The sequence below is a fragment of the Bradyrhizobium sp. 6(2017) genome, assembly GCF_011058295.2.
Lineage (GTDB): Bacteria > Pseudomonadota > Alphaproteobacteria > Rhizobiales > Xanthobacteraceae > Bradyrhizobium > Bradyrhizobium septentrionale.
This window is the reverse complement of record NZ_CP049289.2, coordinates 4,015,218-4,034,776: the sequence shown is the minus strand read 5'-3', so window position 1 is coordinate 4,034,776 and position 19,559 is coordinate 4,015,218. Positions and strand designations below refer to the sequence as shown.

Sequence of the window (19,559 nt, the reverse complement as noted above, 5' to 3'; positions counted from 1 at the left end):
CTGAAGCAACACAATGAAGAGGCAAGAAATAATGACGAGTAACTTCGTGAACGTGGGCAGCGCGCGCGTGGCCTACCGAGTGCTGGGTAAGGGACCTGCGGTTCTTCTGGTGAACGGCACCGGCGGCGGAGACGGGCATTGGGGCGATCTCATCGAGCGGCTGGCCCGAAGCCGCACAGTGGTGACGCTGGACTATTCCGGTGCCGGCGAGACGACGGACGATGGCGCCCCACTCGACTTGCCGACGCTGGCCCGGCAAGTGGCGGCGGTAGTTGACGCGGTCGGCCCACCGCATGTCGACCTCGTAGGCCATTCGCTCGGCGCCGCCATCGCGACCGTTCTGGCGACGGAGCGGCCTGAAATGGTCCGCACGCTCACCTTGGTGGCCGGTTTCCTGACCGCCGACGAGCCACGTCTGAAGCTGACCTTCGAGCTGTGGCGCCGTCTCATCGCGGCGGATCGGGAGGGTTTTATCCAACTTCTTGCACTGACGACCCTGTCGGACAAATTCTTCGCCAGCCCGCTTGCGGCACATCTCGACGCCCTGGCCCAAGGCATTCTTGCGGGTACGAACTGGGAGGGTCTGGCGCGACAGGTGGAGCTTGATCTGCGCGTCGACATCCAGGCAGAAGCCAGCCGGGTCCGGTGCCCGACGCTCGTTCTCGGATGCGCCCACGATCAGATCGTCACCCGCACTCGCGATCTCTATGAGCGGATTCCAGACGCAACGTTCGGCGAGATCAACGCCGGGCATCAGGCATATTTCGAAGCCTCCGAGGAGTTTGCCGCCAAGTTCCTGGCCTTCGCGGACGGGCTGCACCCGCCAAGGCGTCTTTCGTCCTCGGCTTACTGATCAGTCACGAGTTCGAATGGCGACCGACGGTGATGGCAAGCATGGGGAGATCGCGGTGGCCGCTGCTGTTTGCTACCGGCTGCGCTTTGGAGACAGGACGTGCGTCGCAGCGAATGACAGCATAGCCAGAGCACTGCATACGCAAGCACGACGGCGAACGCGGCAGGATGGCCCGCCGCTAAGCCAATGGTTGTGGTCCAATGCCCACGGCGTTTGCATCCCGGATTCAGAACGAAACGAAAGAGCCCGGCGATCAACCGAGCCCTCGTTGCTTATCACTTCGGCTGCTGACTTTTCGAATGCGCCTGGTCGCTGTGTTGGGCGTTTGCGAGTGCTGCTTTGCGCTTGCGGCGCGTTCCTTAACCTTTGGCGTAGTCGCCTTTGCCGCGATGTTCCGCGGCGGGATTGGCAGCATTTTCGTGATGTCCCGCTGCTTTATTGTGTTCATCTCTGGCCCTGTGACCTCTCAATTGGTGCCTTGGGAACTGCGCTTTAATTTGCGCCCCCTCAAATATGAGCGGCAGCTCTGGGTAGGAGTTGGAGCCGCTTCCGCTCCTCGGGCAGGCAACCGGCAGCTTGTCCTGATGACTCCAGAATATTGCCACTTGTCCTGATGTAAGCGGCCTGCTTTGATTTGCCGATTGTCCTATTTCGGCCAGCAGCATTTTTCCCGGGCCATCCGGACGCGATAGGAACGACAAGCACATGTCTTCCGTTGGCAAGTGGGCAAAGACTCATTGAAGAAGAAGCTAGATGAAGGTTTCGGCAAAGCTGCCTGGCAATCTCCGACCCAGGCCGGCCTCGCGCCTTGAAGTGACACTTTTTGACCACGCGTCTACCGTGCTGCCGCAGGGTCTAATGCCGAGCGCCGAGCAATTGCTGGTCAACAAGCGTGCGCTGCAACAAAGCCAGAGCCGCCGACGGCGAAAATTACGCTGTCATGGCCGACGGCCGGAAGTAAGATTGTCCTGTAAGCGACGTCTTCGCGGGAGGTGCAAATGGGTAGCAGATCCTCGCAGGGAGGTCCCTCCGCCTATCTAGAAAGCCTGATGCAAGCCGGCCAGAAGGCAACCGAGCAATTCGACGACGCACTCGTTGCTGCCATGGGTCTCGAGGGCAAACCTGCGAAAGGTGGGGGAATGACGCCTTTCGCCGTCGCGGCGAACTTGCAGCAACAATACTGGTCGCCGATCGTGGATTTTTGGCGCGGTTTTTTGGGCGATAGATCCGCGCCGGGGGCGGATTCATCTACACGAGCTTCCCGAGGCGACCGGCGATTCAAGGACGAGGCCTGGGGGTATTCGTCTTACTATGACCTGCTTAAGCGAGTTTATTTAGCGAATTCGAAGCAATTGTCGGATCTTGTCGACCAGGCGCAAGTCGACGACACGTCCAAGCTTCAGCTGCGCTTCTATGCACGACAATTCATCGATGCGATGAGCCCGTCGAACTTTCCCGCGACCAATCCCGAGGTCATCCGGACTGCCATCCGTACGCGATCCGCGAGCCTGACGTCCGGCATGCAGAATCTGATCGCGGATATCCAGAAAGGACGCATCACCCGCGTGGATGAAACGGCTTTCGAAATTGGTCGCAATCTTGCGGTGACGCCCGGCGCGGTGGTTTTCGAGAACGAACTGATTCAACTCATTCAATACACGGCGCAGACGACTGATGTGGAAAAAGCTCCGCTGTTGATCGTTCCGCCCTGCATCAACAAGTACTATTTGCTCGACCTCGGCGCGGGAAACTCGTTCGTCGAATATGCCGTTGCCCAGGGGCATCAGGTTTTCCTGATTTCCTGGCGTAGCGCCGTTACCGAGACTCAAAATCTCACGTGGGACGACTACCTGACACTCGGGCCGTTGAAAGCCATCGACGTTGTGCGCGACATCGCAAATGTCGAAAAGGTTCATACTCTGGGCTTTTGCGTTGGTGGCACCATCTTGAGCTGTGCTGCCGGCGTGCTTGCGGCACGCGGAGAAGATAAACTAGCGACCATGACGCTGTTGACTACAATGATTGATTTCGCCGATACCGGCGAAATCGGTCTACTTATCGACCAGCATTCGGTGGCGATGCGCGAGGCAACGATCGGAATGGGCGGCATACTGCCGGGAAAGGAGCTGGCATTCACCTTTGGAACGCTACGCGCGAACGACCTAATTTGGCGCTACGTAGTCGATAGCTATATGAAGGGTGTGCCGCCGGAGGCGTTCGACCTTCTGTATTGGGATTCCGACAGCGTCAGCCTGCCAGGTCCCATGTATTGCTGGTACACGCGCAACACCTACCTTGAAAACAAGATCAAGCAACCCGGCGCGACTGAGCAATGCGGCGTGCCTATCGATCTCTCCAAGGTCAAGATACCGCTCTATCTGCTGGCCTCGCGTGAGGACCACATCGTGCCTTGGCAGAGCGCTTACCGATCGAAGGAGCTTATTGGAACGGATCCTCGCTTTGTGCTTGCAGCGAGTGGTCACGTGGCGGGTGTGATCAACCCGCCAGCGCGCAAGAAGCGCAACTATTGGATCCACGAAAGCTTGGATGGCGATGCCGCAGGGTGGCTGGAAAGGGCCGAGGAGAAGCCGGGAAGCTGGTGGCCCGATTGGGACGCTTGGATGAAGCGCTACTCCACCGGAACCACCGGAGCCCCATCACAACCCGGAAATGCTCGGTATCAAATCGTCGAAAGTGCGCCCGGGCGATACGTCAAGCAACGGTCGAACTGACCGGCGTTTTGTACGGGTTAACCTGAGGGTGCAAGATACCGGGGGCCATCTCTTGCCAATTTGCCGTCTATAAAAAAGGCCAACCCATCCGAGGTCATTCTTCAGGAGAACTTGCGGAGGCCTTTCCCGGAAAACCCGATTCTCAACCCTGTCGAGAGCGACTGCCATGTCCAGCTTCCGCTTTGCGCGGACGCGCTGCTTACGCCATAGGCAAAGAATGATGGTTTCCACGCAATCAATTTCGATCGACCCCTCTGGGCGCCATTCCTCCCAAGTAGCGCGGCGAAGCTCCCGGAACGCGTGGGCGGCTACGTCGTCTGCTGAACGGCCGGACGGTGTCCCGGTGAAGTACAAGGCACGCCGCTCACCAGCATATTCGGTGACCGGCATTGTGCTCCTTTGGGTGTGAATGAGTTCACAACGGCGCCGCCAAGCGAATGCTATGTTTCCAGCCGTTCAACTGCCGACTGATTTTTTGAAGAGTTTGTTTTTCGAACTGCCTCCGAGGAGAGGGTCATGTTCAAACAATTCCTCTTGGTCGCGGCGATAGCCTCCCTGTTAGCCACATCCTCTAGAGCCCATTGCGAATATGCTTTGGAGCGCAGCGCGCCCACCGAATCGCGTTCGGCTTCGTTGCATTCTGATGCAACTCAACCTACGGAAGACTTGTTGGATGACATTGTGAGTTGGCTCTCATCGAATTTCGATCTGCCTGCCATCAAAGAACGTCCCGTTGTTGAATTTGCGTCGAAGATGGAACTTGCGAGGTTGCGTGCAACGGACCGTGCTTCTTCGCAACGCTTCATGAACGATGGGCAACTAACTCAGCGCGAGGTTGTCGCACTTTACGACAACCAAACGAGAACGATCCTGCTTCCTGATGATTGGGGCGGCACTTCGCCGGCGGACCAATCGGTCCTGGTACACGAAATGGTCCATCACCTTCAGAATCTTGGAAACCTCAAATTTGATTGCCCACAGGCCCGCGAGAAGTTGGCCTACCTGGCCCAGGATAAATGGCTAAGGCGGTTCGGAAAGAGTTTGGAGAACGAGTTCGACGTCGACATGTTCACAGTGCTGATTTCTTCAGCCTGTATGCATTGATTGTGACCGGTCGATCCTAGTCGCCATCGAACGATGGCCGCTCCAAAGGAGCGCAAAGCTACGATCATCTCGCACGTACCAACACGATTTTCAGCGGATTTGATTGATGGCCAGACTCTTGGCGGTCCTCGCAATTGCATTGGCGATCCTGGCGGTGGCTCGGGCGCAGCAGAATCAGTTTGTACCGCAGCCAACAGGACCACTGCCAGCGGTGCTTGTTCCCTGAGTTCTCGCAAGGTGACGGATTCATCCACTCAGCCGATGGCGCCCAGGTCCGCTCGTGGCCCAGAGAGGACAAACGCGGCGCACGCCGATGTCCTCTTTTGACCACCCTTAGCCGACGCCAGAGCGGGCGTGAACGCCCGCTCACCGAGGCTATTTCGCCGCCACCACGCTCGGCCTTAAACGCGCCTCTGACGAGACGCGGCAATTGGGCCGCGGTCAAGGCCGAGATCGCCGCGGACGCTGCCGTCCAGGAGGATGGGATCTCACGACCGAGATCCGGCGAGCTGATCCGCTGGTCGAGCACATGATCGCGGTCGTCGATCTCTTCGACGAGCAGGTCAACCAACTGCTGATATGCGCAAACGCCCTGGTCTAACCACGCGGCTTGCGGCCTCACGGGGGAACACTCAATGGTGGGCGCTTACCTAAGAGGCGGACCCACGACTTTCATGTGGTGCATTGCCATCAGCTTTTGGTTCGTTTCGGCATCGACACCTTGCCGCTCCGCGAACATCTTCTCGAATCCACCGGGCGTCACACCAAACAGCAATACACCGGGCTCCGTCCCGACGTTCTGGAACGTGTGTGGAGTGTGATGAGGAATGAACACAAAGGCGCCGGCGGGCGCGCTCACAATGCGTTCGCCCAGTTTAAAGTTGAACTGACCGCTCACAACGTAACAAAACTCAGCTTCCATTTCGTGCAGGTGTGTAGGGGGACCGCTCTTGGGTGCGATGGTTTGACGAAAATAGCCGAGCTGCCCCCAGTTTTATCAGCCGTGGCCAATAGTTCGGTGAAATCCCCCTCTCGACCTTGCTGTCCGCTATAGCGAGTCGGCTCGCCGGGCAGGACGATGAATGCCTCATCGCCCGCGGATACCGGAGCTGAGGGCAGAACAACGGTGGCAATAAGGGAATAAAGAAGGCCGAAACGCGCTTTCAAGAGTTTGGCGTGCATGGCAACCTCACCTGGATATGTGACGGTGTAAGAACGCAATCAGAACGCTCCCAAATCACGCAGCGATCCTCTAGTCTAGTTCATTAAGCACAACCTCATTTGTACTGGGCCACTGTTTACACCCGATGCGCGGTCCGTGCGACATTTTGTGCACTAAGTGGCAACGGTGTTGTCCTAACTGCTGATCTCGCTAAGCGGATTGGCGCACTTCGAAGGCCCTCCGACGATATGATCGGCTCACTGCTAATTCGCGCAAACGGGCTGGTCTGACCGGACCGATTTGCGATCCCAAGGCGCGCCTGGCAATCACCTGGGCAGATTCAGAACGGAATGTCGCGTTGTCCATCATTCGCGTCACGACGTGCAGCCGATGTAATTGACACACCGGGCTCCGAAGGCAGATCATCGGCCGATTGCCAGGGTTGACCTGACCCGATTGCTGCCGGTCCGACGTTATGAAGATGCTCACTGAATATTTGGAGCGCGCCGTTGAGTTTGAGAAACTCGCGGCCTCGGAGCACAACGAAGCGTTCAAAGCAGAGCTGCTAAAACAGGCCGCGGCATACAGGAAATTGGCAGAGGCACGCGCCGAGCAATATGGCCTGCCAAAGCCAAGCCCTCCAGAGACGAAGTAAGCCGAGGCCGACAACCGACTTTCACACATGGCCAGTCCGGTTTGCGTCTGCAATACGCCGGATAGCGGACATGGGTTGAACGTGAGAACAGGCCGAACACTAAAAGCAGGCGTCGACGGACCTCAAATTACGCACCCGCGCCAGCCTCGCGGGCTTGGGCGCTGATTCCACGCCGCCGCGCGAGCGGGACGATATTGCGCATTGCTCTGATCACAATATCATTGTGTAGTCGGCGCCAGGTGCTGAAGTTGTGATAGCCCGAAGGATAATGCTCCATGGTTTCGACAGCCGATCATGGTGCAGGCCTCCGCGCCGCTCCAATCGAACTTGCGGGTGACTGGGGTCGCATGATCCCGAATGCGGCTCTGCAAGTCGTTGAGCGGATGCGTTGTGCTTGCCTTGACGGTTTCCGCCTTGTTTCAAACGACCAGCCCAGCCGCCTTCGCGTTGAGGAGCGCACGAGCGGCCCTCCCGCGGTCTGGCTTCACAAGGACGGAACCGATCTTGCCTGGGTCGTCGTCGACGTTGGGGAACGGGACTGGTCGAGGCTCGCCTATCAGTTTGGTCACGAGTTGGGACACGTTACATCAAACTCATGGCGGCCGGATGCCAAGCCTGCAGCACCCAGCCAATGGCTGGAGGAGTCGCTTGTAGAAGCCTTTACGCTCCGAGGACTCGCCCTGTTGGCGGATAACTGGTCGCGCGATCCTCCGTTCAGGGATGACAGCGGTTTTGGCGCCGCCGTCGCGGTCTATCGACAAAATGCTGTCGAGCGGTACGGAAAACTGGCGACTGAACAAGGTAATTCAAAGAACCCCAGCGCTTGGTTCAGGCAGCATCGTGCCGCGTTGGAGGCAGATCCCTGCCTCAACGCGTTTGCACAGGCGGCATCTCTCTTCATCCTCGAAGAATACGAGCGCAACCCGGCCTCCATGGAAGCGCTTGGCGCGCTAAACCGATGGAATGGCCGCAGCGCTATCCCGCTCGAGCAATATCTGGAGGCTTGGAAGGATAGCTGCAAAAAACTGCAGGCTTCGCCGGCTTTGCCCCGTCGGCTTCAAGAGCTTCTAAGGTGACCTGGGCCAACGCGTGGAGCGAAGTTGTCTTTTTCGCCCATGCTTGTTTGCGGGATCTGCACAACGTTCTCGCTTGATGCTCCGTAGACATACCGGTGCGAGCAAGCGACTGCGCGCCCACGACAAGCAGTAGCCTGATGCAGATCCGATCGCCCGCGATGATAGTCGCAATGCGCCCAACGAGCGCGGAATCAATCGTGCGTGCTCCGGCGCTGCAAATCTGCTCACTTCCTCCGCTACTGGCTGCGTTCCGCCGAAATGCCGGTGGAGGCCAAGGAAGCTCTAGACGCGGCAACCGCTTATTGCGAGTATCAAACTTTCATTTTGAGTTGGATGCTGAAAATGGAACCCATTACATATCGCGGACTGCAAAACGCTGCAGACCAAAACACGCCGCATCTTGGCGGAAGTATCAAGGCTGGCGATCCCTTCACCTACTGTCCCTTGGTATGGGACTACGTAATTTCCAGATTTTGTATTCAATCGGTATTGGACCTTGGCAGTGGATGTGGAAACGCTGCTCATTACTTTCACAAAGCCGGTCTCATGGTGTTGGCGACCGATGGATTTCCAGAGAGCGTTGAAAAATCAACTTACCCGGCGTTTCAGCAGGATATTACCCAAGCCCCGATCGTCACTCGAACAGACTTGGTTCATTGCCAAGAGGTCGTCGAGCACATTGACGAAAGATACCTGGAGAATGTCCTCCTCAGTCTCACGTGTGGCAAATACATCCTGATGACCCATGCCGTTCCTGGGCAAATCGGATATCACCACGTCAACTTGCAGACGTCAGAATACTGGATTGACCATCTGCACCGGAAAGGGTGCGAGTATCTTGAAGCTGACACACGTCGCATCAGGAATCTCGCTGAAAAGGACGGAGCTGCTTACATGCAGCAAAGCGGGTTGATGTTCGTCAATTCTGGCCGGCTTTGATAGCATCACGGCGCCCGCCTCGAATATGGAATTGTGCGGAAGCACTGAAGATGCGTGAGCTTTCGTTTGAAGTGCGCGGCGTTCACTCGAAGTCCCAAGATCTCATCTATTTTCGGTGCCCACCGTTAGTCGGCATGGCTCGAAATCTCGGAGCCAGGACGGCCCGCCCGTTCGTAAGATTTATCGTGGTGAAGCTCTTGCCAGTTCCGCCAGTTCTGAGTCTGCTTCGACAATGCCTTGGGCGGCAGCCATCTCCAACCAGTGACTCGCTTGCTTGAGGTCGCTGTGCCCCGCCGCACCGCTTCGCAGATAACGCCCAAGCATGAGTTGAGCTTGACCATGACCGCGTTCTGCGGCTGCTCGAAACCAATGCTCGGCTTTGGCTCGATCAACGGGAATGGCATGGCCGCCGCTATATATAGCGCCGAGTGCAAACATTGCTCCAGCGTGGCCGTGGGCGGCGGCCTGCTCGCACAATTTAAGCGCGGCGGGAGCATCCTGCGGGCCCCCGCGACCGTTCACGAGCATCTCGGCCAGGGCAACCTGCGCATCGGTGATCCCTCCCTGCGCCGCACGCGCGAACCAATCGCGCGCTGCTCTCGGATCGGCCGGCACACCACGCCCATCGGCAACAAGACGACCGATCATAAATTGCGCCTCCGGGACCCCTTCAGCCGCACGCCTCAGCCAGACCGCTGCTTGTTGTTCGTTGCGCTCAACGCCTATGCCCTGGAGAAGGCAAACGCCAAGATTGAACGCGGCGACAAGATTGCCGCGTTGCGCCGTCTGCATGAACCAATCCGCGACCGGCGGACATTCCTCTCCACTGGCCGCTCGTTCCAGCAAGTCATTTCCGACGTCGACCTGAGCATCCAAATTTCCGGCCTCGGCAGCGATGCGCAACCAGCGGGCCGCTTCATGGCTATCTCGAGGTACTCCGGCTCCGGTCATGTAGAACGAACTCAACGACCGAGCAGCCGCCGCGTTTCCACCCTCTGCCGCACGACGATACCAGTTTGCCGCTTCCACATAATTCGGCGGCAATGCTCCGCCCTTGGCATAAAGGTTGCCGACCAGTTCCGCGGCACGAGCGTCACCCGCCAAGGCAGCACGACGAAGCCAAGTCTCGCCCAACACCAGATCCCTGGCAACGACGGTACCTTCAATCAGCAGCGTCCCCCATTTAATCTGCGCACCGCGGTGTCCCAGCTCAGCAGCTTTGCGGTAGAGTTCAGCGGTTGCAGTTGGATCGTGTTTGCCGCTGATCCCTCCTTCCGTGAGCACACCCAGCATAAAGACGGCCGTCGGAATTTCAGCGGCCGCCGCTGCTTGCATGTGTTCGACGACCTCGTCCCTGTGATCGGCCCGGTTCGGGTCTCCAGCGAGCGACAGCGCATATCCCAAGTGTCCTTGGGCGCAGCCTGCGGCGGCGGAGCGGCGATACCATTCTCTCGCCTGTATCTGGTCTCTGAGCGGTGACGGACCATAGGTTAGAACGTAAGCGAGCAGAGCCTGTCCGTCGGGAGACCCGGCGTCAGCCGCCATACGAGCCCATCTCAGGGCAGCGTCGAAATCTGGCTTTGCCGTGCTGTCCTGCGAAAATAGTCGCGCTGCGGCGCCGCTGCGGTCCTCTCGCGCCTGCGAGCCGAGCCCCTGGAGCAAGAGCGATGCCAGCATAGACTGCGCCTCGGCGTTGCCGTTCAACGCCGCGCGTTCCAACCAGCGCGCGCCCTCCGTCCGACTAAACGGTACGCCGGCGCCCTGAAGGTAAAGCCTTCCGATGTGATACGCAGCTTCCGCGCTGCCGGCTTCGGCCATTCGGGCCAGCTGCGGCAGCGCTTCAGCAAACCGCTCTTTCTCGATAAGAGCGATCGCCCGGCGCAGCCCCGTTTCGGGCGACGCCTTTCCGATCAAGCGATCAAAGAGCATTTCCCGAATCCATCCGACAGCAGAGCCAAATCGCTCACGGCTCGCGCAACGCCTCCTGCGTCACCGGAAGCATCAGGCCGAGTAGGTACGTTAGCACGGTCCGCTGACCAACCTTAATATCGGCGGTTACGGGCATACCTGGCGTGAGCTGGAAACCGGCCGGCACGCCGTGCAGGGCCACACGATTAATACTGATCCGAGTGCGGTAAAATGGCTCCAAGTTCGTCGTCGGAACGGCACTGGTAGGATTGCGCGCCTCAACCTGAGCATTGAAGCTATCCGGACTTACGATGCGTACGACTCCCTCGGCCATCCCGTACTGCGAGAACGGAAACGTGTCGAACTTGACGGACACGGGATCCTTCACATGCACGAAGCCGTTATCTTTGCCCGCAATGTTGGCCTCGACCTCAAGTGGCGCGTCTGCCGGCACGAGCGTAATGAATTGCTGCCCCGACTGCATAACGGAACCCACCGAAACCTTTGCGACGGACTGCACGATCGCATCAAGCCCGGCACGGATCTCGACCAATTTGCGCCGCAAGTTAGCCTTGGTCAGCAGTTCCCGCGTGTCCGCTGCCTTGACACTGATCTCCTGCAACTTTTGCGAGGCTTCCGCCTTCCAGCCGCGGACATAGGCGTCGCGGTCCGAGGCAAGCGCCGATTGATCGCGCTTCGCGCCCTCGCCGGTCGCGACCGCGTTGGAAAGCGACCGCTGCATTTCAACGCGTGTATCCTTGGCGATCAGCGAGTTCAGCCGGCTTCCGGTTTGGGTCGCCTCCAGCTGCCTGCGCATATCCTCGATGCTCTGTGCCACACCGAGGCGCTCGCGATAGCCCACAGCATCGGATTCCGATCTCGCTATCACGGAATTCAGTTCCTGCAGTCGGTGCTCATAGTTTTCGATCTTGGAGTCGAACTGCGCTTTGCGATGACTAAAAATGGAAGCCTGCAAGACCCAGTTTGGATCACTGCCGGAGTATGTGAAGGGCTGGCCATCCGCCTCGGCATGCAGACGCGCGAGTTCGGGCTCAAGGCTGTTCAATTGCCCATCGAGGGCCACTCGATCTGCTTCGGCGAAGGTCGGATCGAGACGCGCCAGCACATCGCCGGCCCGCACATGCTGGCCCTCGCTCACGTCGATCGAACGCACGATTGCGGTTTCCAGCGGCTGTACGAGGATGGTGGAAGATTGCGAGACCACCAGGCCGCGCGCAGTGATGACCTGATCGACGGGCAATACCCCGCAACCAGAACCAAGGCGGCGACCATGCTGGAGACGATCCAAATCGTGCCACGGGCCGCGCGCGGTACAGGAGCATTGATGATGGCCGTTGACGGTTGCTGGAACTCAAGGATGACCGGCAACGTCGGATCGCTCTTCCTCGACTTGAACGGTAGTGGCAGCAAATTGGCCTGGACTTCGCTCATGGTTCGTTCGCTCCGCCCGAGACCAGCTTCGGAGTAACGGACTGGCGCGTCGGTTCGCTATGGCGGTTTTGCTGGTTCCAAAGCTGTCGATAGATCGCGCAACGCTCGACCAAAACATTGTGCGCACCGCAATCGACGATCTTGCCCTGATCGAGTACCAGAATCTGATCGCAGCCAACCAACGACGACAGCCGGTGCGAAACGATGATCATCGTCCGTCCGCTCGCGATCCGTTCGAGGTTTCCTGTCACGACAGCTTCGCTTTCGGGATCGAGCGCACTGGTCGCTTCGTCCAGTACCAGGATGCGCGGATCCGTGATGAGCGCTCGTGCGATCGCCAGCCGTTGCCGTTGTCCGCCAGACAGGTTGGGAGATCCTTCTTCGATGTAAGTCTCGAAGCCATTGGGCATCCGCTCGATGAATTCCTCAGCGCCAGCTAGCCTTGCCGCATAGACAGCATCCGACAACGTCAGGCCCGGTCGACCGGAGATGATGTTATCTCTAATGGAGCCACGAAACAGGAAGTTCTCCTGCAAGACGACGCCGAGGCTTTGCCGAAGGTGACGCAGATCAACATCGCGTAGGTCGGCGCCATCGATCTTCACAAATCCCTTATAGTCACGATTGATTCCCTGCAGTAGGCGCGTAACCGTCGACTTGCCCGACCCGCTGCGACCGACGATCCCCAACGTCGAACCGGCCGGAACCGAGAAGCTGATCCGGTCGAGCGCTGGGACAGTCGTATTGAGGTACGTGAAGCTGACGTCCTGGAAAGCTATTTCGCCTGCGAACTTCGGTCTCAAGCCCGCCGCTCGCGCGCTGCTCTCAGCTGGCCGATTAAGTACGGAACTTGCCTCACCGATCGCCGCCGCGACCTCCTCATAGTCCTCGATCAATCGCGCCAGCCCAACGAGTGGCTGGGCGACCCGGGCGCTCAGCATCAGGAACGCGAACAATCCGCCCACCATGTAGCCTGACGAGTCGTTCATCGCGAGATACGCACCGAGCATGGTCGTGCCGAGCACCATAAAGCGCTCGATCGGAGTAACCAGAGTCTGCGGCCAGTTGGACAGACGGCCGAATTCCAGCCGCCATTTCCCGGCCTCTGCAATCCGCTCGTCCCAAAGAGCGCGACGTTGTGGCTCGAGAGCCAACGCCTTGACCGTCTTGATGCCCACGATCGTCTCGCCGAGCGTTGCCGACTTCCACGTCTCGGCCGTAGTGACCCGTCCGTACATTTCTCGCATCGGCTTCAGGAATGCGATGATGATCAACAGGATTGCGCCGGCGCAGCCGAGCACAATGCTCGCCAGGATCGGGCTGAGATAGAACAGGAACGGGAGCAGGACGCAAAGCGTCATCAGGTCGAGAAATGTCGTCAGGAGGCGGCCGGTCAGAAATTCGCGAACACGATAGACCTGCGCGATACGGTACATCGTTTCACCCGCAGGATGACGCTCGAAGTAATCGAGCGGCAGGCGAAGCAGGCGATTGAAGACGTGCAGATTGAGTTTTGCGTCGAGTCTGGCGCCAACGACCGCGATGATAAGACGTCGCGCATGGCCCAACAGGGCTTCGTAGACGACTACGACCGCCATGACGGCGGCAAGCATGACCAAGGTGGACGTACTGTGGAATTGCAGCACCTTGTTCACCATCGTCATCACCAGGAGCGGTGGGAAGATGGTCAGGAAGCTGATGGTGAGCGAGGCGATTCCGATGTCCCGTAACAAGCGCCTTTCGTGCAGAACGAGATCAAAGAGCCAGCGCAGGTCAAACGGCGCGTCGGCTGCAACGCGGCTTCGGCTCGCGCGCACCAGGATGGCCTCACCGTTCCACACCTGAGAAAGCCGCAGCTCGTCGACGGGCACGGCTCCGTCTGCGGAGGCGCCTGGATCCCTGAGCACGACGATATTCTGATCGGCGTTCGCACCAACCATGAGCGCGGCGCTACCGTCGGCAAACAGCAAGATGACGGGCCCGGCTTCGCTCATCCCGAGCAAGTGGCGCCAACTCGTTCGGACCGCGCGAGACCATAGGCCCGCATTCTGCGTCCAGGCCGAGAGCGCTGCAGCCGATGGATAGATTTCGGATTCACCGGTTCTCAACTCGGCGACGTCGAGCTCGACGCCGTGATGACGCGCGACCTGGACAACCGCTTGCAATCGCGCCTGGTATTGCGGGCTGCGTTGCGCCTCCAGGCGGTCGATCGAATGCCCCTGCTGCGAAGCTAGATCGCTTGACTTCCGCTCGGGTGAGATGACGTGCCGTTTTGATTGAGCCTTTGCGGCAAACTCAGTGCGGATTTGTTGCACGGAGAGACGTGCGCGGACACCGAGATCAGTCAATAACTCGGAGCCTCCACGGACGACGTCCATGGACGCGCGCAGCGCTTTCGCCGCCGGCCAGGAAGCACCTCGCGATTTGGTCGACCTTTTAGCAACACGCGGATGCACAACATCGGGCGATGTGACCAGCTGCGGTGTGTCGCTTTCCTGCGCAGGGATAATGTGCAGGTCGCCGTGCACACCATGCGACTGAGTCCTGGCCTGTTCCGTTGCGCAGAGGCGGACCTGCCCTTCGACGCGCCACATCGCCTCGTCGAAATCAAACTTCTCATTGTCGATTTCGGCCTGCGACAGATCTTTTCTGGCGGCTAGTCGGCTGTCCAATAAGGTGCGTGCCCGGCTGTAAAGCGCATTGCGCGACGCCTCATCGCTCGCATGAAGGTCGTCAATGGCCTTCTGCAGCAAGCGGACATACTTGTCGGGCCCAGGCTCCCCAAAGGCTCCCCTATGCGGGTCCACGGTCACCCTCCAAAATCGATTACGGAATAAAATTCTTCACTATGTCGCGGCAATCTAGACGAATTCGGCAGGGCGCGACACCGAAATCCCTGCACTTGGTTGATGCGATTACGGCCCTGGTCCCACATCTCACGCGATCGCGAACAGTTGCCGTAGACGGGACGGCAATTCACCGGTGGAACCAATCGCAACACAGCTTTCCGCCCACAAATCGAGATAGCGCTCGATCGGAACGGACGTCCGCTCCGGCCAGCGATTCAAGGCTCCCAAATCATCGAGACAGGTCGGTTTCCCTGCTTTGACGTCCTCGTAGATCTGGAGGATGCCGACCACCGCTGGTCCCCACGGAACGTCCTTTCCAGATCTGACTTCCAGCTTCGCCCGATTTGTACGGAACCACTCGGACGGTGAAAGATCGTCCGCTTTGAACTTGTCCAGCAGCGCTGAGCCATATTGACGAATGACGCGGGCAAAACCTGCGTCTCCCGCAAATGGCGGCGATCTCTCCCAACTGCCGGCAAGCAACCGCAGACCGCGAACCGAAAATGTCTCCACCAGCACCTCCTCGAGCCATTGTGTCGGAGGTTGCGGCTTGGCGGAAAACTGCCAGCTGTTGCTCAGGACATGCCCAAGCTCGTGACCGAATTGATAGGCAAGCCTGCACCAATCGGCATAGCCGACGTTCACGATGATCGCCGCCATGTCAGGTTGGTCGCTGTGCAACCAGATTGCCGGCGTGACTTCGTCGCGATTTTCGATACGGATCTTCTTGGGTTGCCGATCCGACAGCAATCGCAAACCTGACAGTTCGACCTCCCGGATCCGGGTGAGCACACGCATCACGGCATCGGTCGGTGCCGCATGCCAATCTCCCGATAATTCGATCGGAGCGCTCAGGAGGCCTTCTGTCGGCGCGATCTCGCGTCCGAGAGACCTTCCGCTCTCGACGAAAAGAGCCGCCGCGCTGCCCGCGAGAACGAGGAAGCGTCGGCGGTCGATCACGGGAGTGCCAGCCATCAGCTATTCCAGGCCTGGTCAGAGAGGAAGCCAGGGATGCGCGATCCCTGGCTTCCTTGTTCGTCACTTCTTCAGCCGCCGACCTTAATGGTCGTTTTTCGGCAGATTGAGGTTGGGCCGGTTTGATTGATCGAATTGACCCATCGATCCAGCACCTCCTGGACGTGTCTGATCGAAAGCTGAGCCGCCATCTGTGTTGCCGATACGGGACAACAGCATCTGGGCCAAGCCCTTGATCGTCGTGAGATCAGCTTGCAACTGCTGGCCGTTCATCGACCCTCCGGCCATTGCAAGCGCCAGGTCCGCAACTGCAGCCTCCAAACGCAGCAGCACCGGATTCAACGATCCAACGGTCGTGTCGGTGTCGATCTTCGTGGTCAGCGACGACTGATCTTGATGACCACCAGTCGTTCCGGTTGCACCTGCCGAGCCGGTCGAGCCCGTCGCACCGCCAGCACTCGTCGCGCCAGTGGCTCCGGTCGAACCGCTCGCAGCTGCTGCTCCAGTCGCACCAGTTGCTCCAGCCGTGCCGCCCGTTGCCCCCGTCGGGCCGGTGTGACCATGGTGACGGTGACTACCAGTCGGACCCGTCGGACCACGCGGACCAGTCGAGCCCGTTGCTCCGGTCGACCCGCTCGTGCCGGTTGCACCGGTCGAGCCTGTTGCTCCGGTCGAACCGGTGGCTCCAGTCGAGCCGGTACCGCCAGCACCAGTTGCTCCGGTCGCACCCGTTGCTCCCGTCGATCCGGTAGCACCGGTGGCGCCGGTACGACCGGTGTGGCCTCGTGGGCCTGTCGGCCCGGTCGGTCCCCTTGGCCCAGTCGCGCCGGTGGCGCCTGTACGTCCGGTCGCTCCCGTCGATCCGGTTGAGCCGGTCGCACCTGTCGAACCGGTGGCACCCGTGGCTCCGGTTGCGCCAGTAGCTCCCGTTGCACCCGTCGAACCGGTCGCACCAGTTGCTCCGGTCGAGCCCGTTGCGCCGGTTGCACCAGGATCACCGGTCGCGCCAGTAGCTCCCGTTGCTCCCGTCGAGCCAGTAGCTCCGGTTGCTCCCGTCGAGCCGGTCGCACCTGTGGCTCCGGTCGAGCCCGTTGCTCCGGTCGCACCGGTCGAGCCGGTGGCACCCGTGGCTCCGGTCGAGCCCGTTGCTCCGGTCGCACCGGTCGAGCCGGTGGCACCCGTGGCTCCGGTCGCGCCAGTAGCTCCGGTTGCACCCGTCGAGCCGGTCGCACCCGTGGCTCCGGTCGAGCCCGTTGCTCCGGTCGCACCCGTCGAGCCGGTGGCACCCGTGGCTCCGGTTGCACCAGTAGCTCCGGTCGCACCCGTCGAGCCGGTTGCTCCGGTCGCGCCAGTAGCTCCCGTCGAGCCGGTCGCACCTGTGGCTCCGGTCGAGCCTGTTGCTCCGGTCGCACCCGTCGAACCGGTCGCACCCGTGGCTCCGGTCGCGCCAGTAGCTCCGGTTGCACCCGTCGAGCCGGTCGCACCCGTGGCTCCGGTCGCGCCAGTGGCTCCCGTCGAGCCGGTGGCACCCGTGGCTCCGGTCGAGCCAGTAGCTCCGGTTGCTCCCGTCGAGCCAGTGGCACCCGTCGCTCCGGTTGCGCCAGTAGCTCCCGTTGCACCCGTCGAGCCGGTCGCACCCGTGGCTCCGGTTGCTCCCGTCGAACCGGTGGCACCCGTGGCTCCCGTTGAGCCGGTCGCACCCGTGGCTCCGGTTGCTCCCGTCGAACCGGTGGCACCTGTGGCTCCGGTCGCGCCAGTGGCTCCCGTTGCTCCCGTCGAGCCCGTGGCTCCCGTTGCACCCGTCGAGCCGGTCGCACCCGTGGCTCCGGTCGAGCCCGTAGCTCCGGTTGCACCCGTCGAGCCGGTTGCACCTGTCGCTCCGGTCGCACCCGTCGAGCCCGTGGCTCCGGTTGCTCCCGTCGAACCGGTGGCACCCGTGGCTCCGGTCGCACCCGTCGAGCCGGTCGCACCCGTGGCTCCGGTCGCGCCAGTAGCTCCGGTTGCACCCGTCGAGCCGGTCGCACCAGTAGCTCCCGTTGCACCCGTCGAGCCGGTGGCACCCGTGGCTCCGGTTGCACCAGTAGCTCCGGTTGCTCCCGTCGAGCCGGTGGCACCCGTCGCTCCGGTTGCGCCAGTAGCTCCCGTTGCTCCCGTCGAGCCGGTTGCACCCGTCGCTCCGGTTGCGCCAGTAGCACCCGTTGCACCCGTCGAGCCGGTCGCACCCGTGGCTCCGGTTGAGCCAGTAGCTCCCGTTGCACCCGTCGAGCCGGTGGCACCCGTGGCTCCGGTTGCACCAGTAGCTCCGGTCGCACCCGTCGAGCCGGTTGCTCCGGTCGCGCCAGTAGCTCCCGTCGAGCCGGTCGCACCTGTGGCTCCGGTCGAGCCTGTTGCTCCGGTCGCACCCGTCGAACCGGTCGCACCCGTGGCTCCGGTCGCGCCCGTTGCTCCGGTCGCACCCGTCGAACCCGTGGCTCCGGTTGCGCCAGTAGCTCCGGTTGCTCCCGTCGAGCCGGTTGCTCCGGTTGCGCCAGTAGCTCCCGTCGAGCCGGTCGCACCCGTGGCTCCGGTCGCGCCGGTGGCTCCCGTTGCCCCCGTCGAGCCGGTCGCCCCCGTGGCTCCGGTCGAGCCCGTTGCTCCCGTTGCACCCGTCGAACCGGTTGCACCCGTGGCTCCGGTCGAACCTGTGGCGCCTGTTGCGCCCGTCGAGCCGGTCGCACCTGTGGCTCCGGTCGAGCCGGTAGCTCCCGTTGCACCCGTCGAGCCGGTGGCACCCGTGGCTCCGGTTGCGCCAGTAGCTCCGGTTGCTCCCGTCGAGCCGGTTGCTCCGGTTGCGCCAGTAGCTCCCGTCGAGCCGGTCGCACCCGTGGCTCCGGTCGCGCCGGTGGCTCCCGTTGCCCCCGTCGAGCCGGTCGCCCCCGTGGCTCCGGTCGAGCCCGTTGCTCCCGTTGCACCCGTCGAACCGGTTGCACCCGTGGCTCCGGTCGAACCTGTGGCGCCTGTTGCGCCCGTCGAGCCGGTCGCACCTGTGGCTCCGGTCGAGCCGGTAGCTCCCGTCGAGCCGGTGGCACCCGTGGCTCCGGTCGCGCCGGTGGCTCCCGTTGAGCCGGTGGCACCCGTGGCGCCTGTTGCACCCGTCGAACCGGTTGCTCCGGTCGCGCCTGTAGCTCCCGTTGCACCCGTCGAACCGGTTGCACCCGTGGCTCCGGTAGCTCCCGTCGAGCCGGTCGCACCTGTGGCTCCGGTCGAGCCGGTAGCTCCCGTTGCACCCGTCGAGCCGGTGGCACCCGTGGCTCCGGTTGCTCCCGTTGCTCCCGTCGAACCGGTTGCTCCCGTCGAGCCGGTAGCTCCCGTTGCACCCGTCGAGCCGGTGGCACCCGTGGCTCCGGTCGAGCCCGTTGCTCCCGTTGCACCCGTCGAACCGGTGGCACCCGTAGCTCCCGTCGCGCCAGTGGCTCCCGTCGAGCCGGTGGCTCCGGTTGCTCCCGTCGAACCGGTGGCACCCGTGGCTCCCGTTGCACCCGTCGAGCCGGTCGCACCCGTGGCTCCGGTCGCGCCCGTAGCTCCCGTCGAGCCAGTCGAACCCGTGGCACCGGTTGCGCCGGTCGCTCCGGTGTCGCCCGTCGCTCCCGTGGCGCCAGTCGAACCTGTCGCTCCGGTGTCGCCCGTCGCACCAGTTGCACCTGTGGCTCCGGTATCGCCCGTCGCACCGGTGGCGCCAGTCGCACCTGTGGCTCCGGTTGCGCCGGTGTCGCCCGTCGCACCCGTGGCGCCGGTCGCACCTGTGGCTCCGGTTGCGCCGGAGTCGCCCGTCGCACCCGTGGCGCCGGTCGCACCTGTGGCTCCGGTTGCGCCGG

At 61.3% G+C, this 19,559-nt stretch carries 14 protein-coding genes; 6 read left to right on the top strand and 8 right to left on the bottom strand.

The genetic code is table 11. The features are described from left to right. Nucleotides 1-31: 31 nt before the first annotated feature. Nucleotides 32-853 carry an alpha/beta fold hydrolase gene (locus G6P99_RS18645; RefSeq protein WP_165123133.1) on the top strand — a complete coding sequence of 274 codons (822 nt, stop codon included), beginning with the start codon at nucleotides 32-34 and terminating at the stop codon, nucleotides 851-853. Between the two features lie 359 nt (nucleotides 854-1,212). Here the strand turns inward: G6P99_RS18645 and G6P99_RS18640 are convergent, their stop codons facing one another. Continuing rightward, nucleotides 1,213-1,518, bottom strand: coding sequence for a hypothetical protein (locus tag G6P99_RS18640; RefSeq protein WP_156928373.1), 306 nt, complete (start codon nucleotides 1,516-1,518; stop codon nucleotides 1,213-1,215). 333 nt (nucleotides 1,519-1,851) lie between these two features. Here G6P99_RS18640 and G6P99_RS18635 point away from each other — a divergent pair, with 333 nt between their 5' ends. Beyond that, complete coding sequence (locus G6P99_RS18635) at nucleotides 1,852-3,585, top strand: PHA/PHB synthase family protein (protein WP_029078391.1); 1,734 nt, start codon at nucleotides 1,852-1,854, stop codon at nucleotides 3,583-3,585. Nucleotides 3,586-4,101: 516 nt separating this feature from the next. Then, nucleotides 4,102-4,689 carry a DUF6647 family protein gene (locus tag G6P99_RS18630; protein WP_205751503.1) on the top strand — a complete coding sequence of 196 codons (588 nt, stop codon included), beginning with the start codon at nucleotides 4,102-4,104 and terminating at the stop codon, nucleotides 4,687-4,689. 646 nt (nucleotides 4,690-5,335) lie between these two features. Here G6P99_RS18630 and G6P99_RS18625 read toward each other — a convergent pair. After that, on the bottom strand, nucleotides 5,336-5,611 hold the full coding sequence (locus G6P99_RS18625; protein ID WP_334262077.1) for a cupin domain-containing protein: 276 nt from the start codon (nucleotides 5,609-5,611) through the stop codon (nucleotides 5,336-5,338). Further along, entirely contained in the window at nucleotides 5,584-5,871 is a 288-nt protein-coding gene (locus G6P99_RS18620) for a hypothetical protein (protein WP_334262076.1), read from the bottom strand. Before G6P99_RS18620 ends, G6P99_RS18625 begins: the two co-directional genes overlap by 28 nt. Before the next feature lie 455 nt (nucleotides 5,872-6,326). Here G6P99_RS18620 and G6P99_RS18615 point away from each other — a divergent pair, with 455 nt between their 5' ends. The 3 genes from G6P99_RS18615 (at nucleotide 6,327) to G6P99_RS18605 (ending at nucleotide 8,521) form a co-directional block, all read left to right on the top strand. Further along, complete coding sequence (locus tag G6P99_RS18615) at nucleotides 6,327-6,506, top strand: hypothetical protein (RefSeq protein WP_029085638.1); 180 nt, start codon at nucleotides 6,327-6,329, stop codon at nucleotides 6,504-6,506. Between the two features lie 275 nt (nucleotides 6,507-6,781). Then, a complete protein-coding gene (locus G6P99_RS18610; RefSeq protein ID WP_029085639.1) occupies nucleotides 6,782-7,582 on the top strand; it encodes a hypothetical protein in 801 nt (266 codons plus the stop codon). 264 nt (nucleotides 7,583-7,846) lie between these two features. Beyond that, entirely contained in the window at nucleotides 7,847-8,521 is a 675-nt protein-coding gene (locus G6P99_RS18605; RefSeq protein WP_165123131.1) for a class I SAM-dependent methyltransferase, read from the top strand. A gap of 180 nt (nucleotides 8,522-8,701) precedes the next feature. On the opposite strand, the gene G6P99_RS18600 is transcribed toward G6P99_RS18605, so the two are convergent. From G6P99_RS18600 to G6P99_RS18580, 5 genes are all read right to left on the bottom strand, one after another. Beyond that, nucleotides 8,702-10,450, bottom strand: coding sequence for a tetratricopeptide repeat protein (locus G6P99_RS18600; protein WP_165123129.1), 1,749 nt, complete (start codon nucleotides 10,448-10,450; stop codon nucleotides 8,702-8,704). A 34-nt stretch (nucleotides 10,451-10,484) separates the two neighbouring features. Continuing rightward, nucleotides 10,485-11,690, bottom strand: coding sequence for an HlyD family type I secretion periplasmic adaptor subunit (locus G6P99_RS18595; RefSeq protein WP_334262075.1), 1,206 nt, complete (start codon nucleotides 11,688-11,690; stop codon nucleotides 10,485-10,487). A gap of 187 nt (nucleotides 11,691-11,877) precedes the next feature. After that, complete coding sequence (locus G6P99_RS18590) at nucleotides 11,878-14,634, bottom strand: peptidase domain-containing ABC transporter (protein ID WP_245284993.1); 2,757 nt, start codon at nucleotides 14,632-14,634, stop codon at nucleotides 11,878-11,880. A 183-nt stretch (nucleotides 14,635-14,817) separates the two neighbouring features. Further along, on the bottom strand, nucleotides 14,818-15,705 hold the full coding sequence (locus G6P99_RS18585) for a hypothetical protein (RefSeq protein ID WP_051346900.1): 888 nt from the start codon (nucleotides 15,703-15,705) through the stop codon (nucleotides 14,818-14,820). Nucleotides 15,706-15,789: 84 nt separating this feature from the next. After that, nucleotides 15,790-16,038: a hypothetical protein gene (locus G6P99_RS18580; RefSeq protein WP_245284994.1), complete on the bottom strand. Its 249-nt coding sequence runs from the start codon at nucleotides 16,036-16,038 to the stop codon at nucleotides 15,790-15,792. Nucleotides 16,039-19,559 lie beyond the last annotated feature (3,521 nt).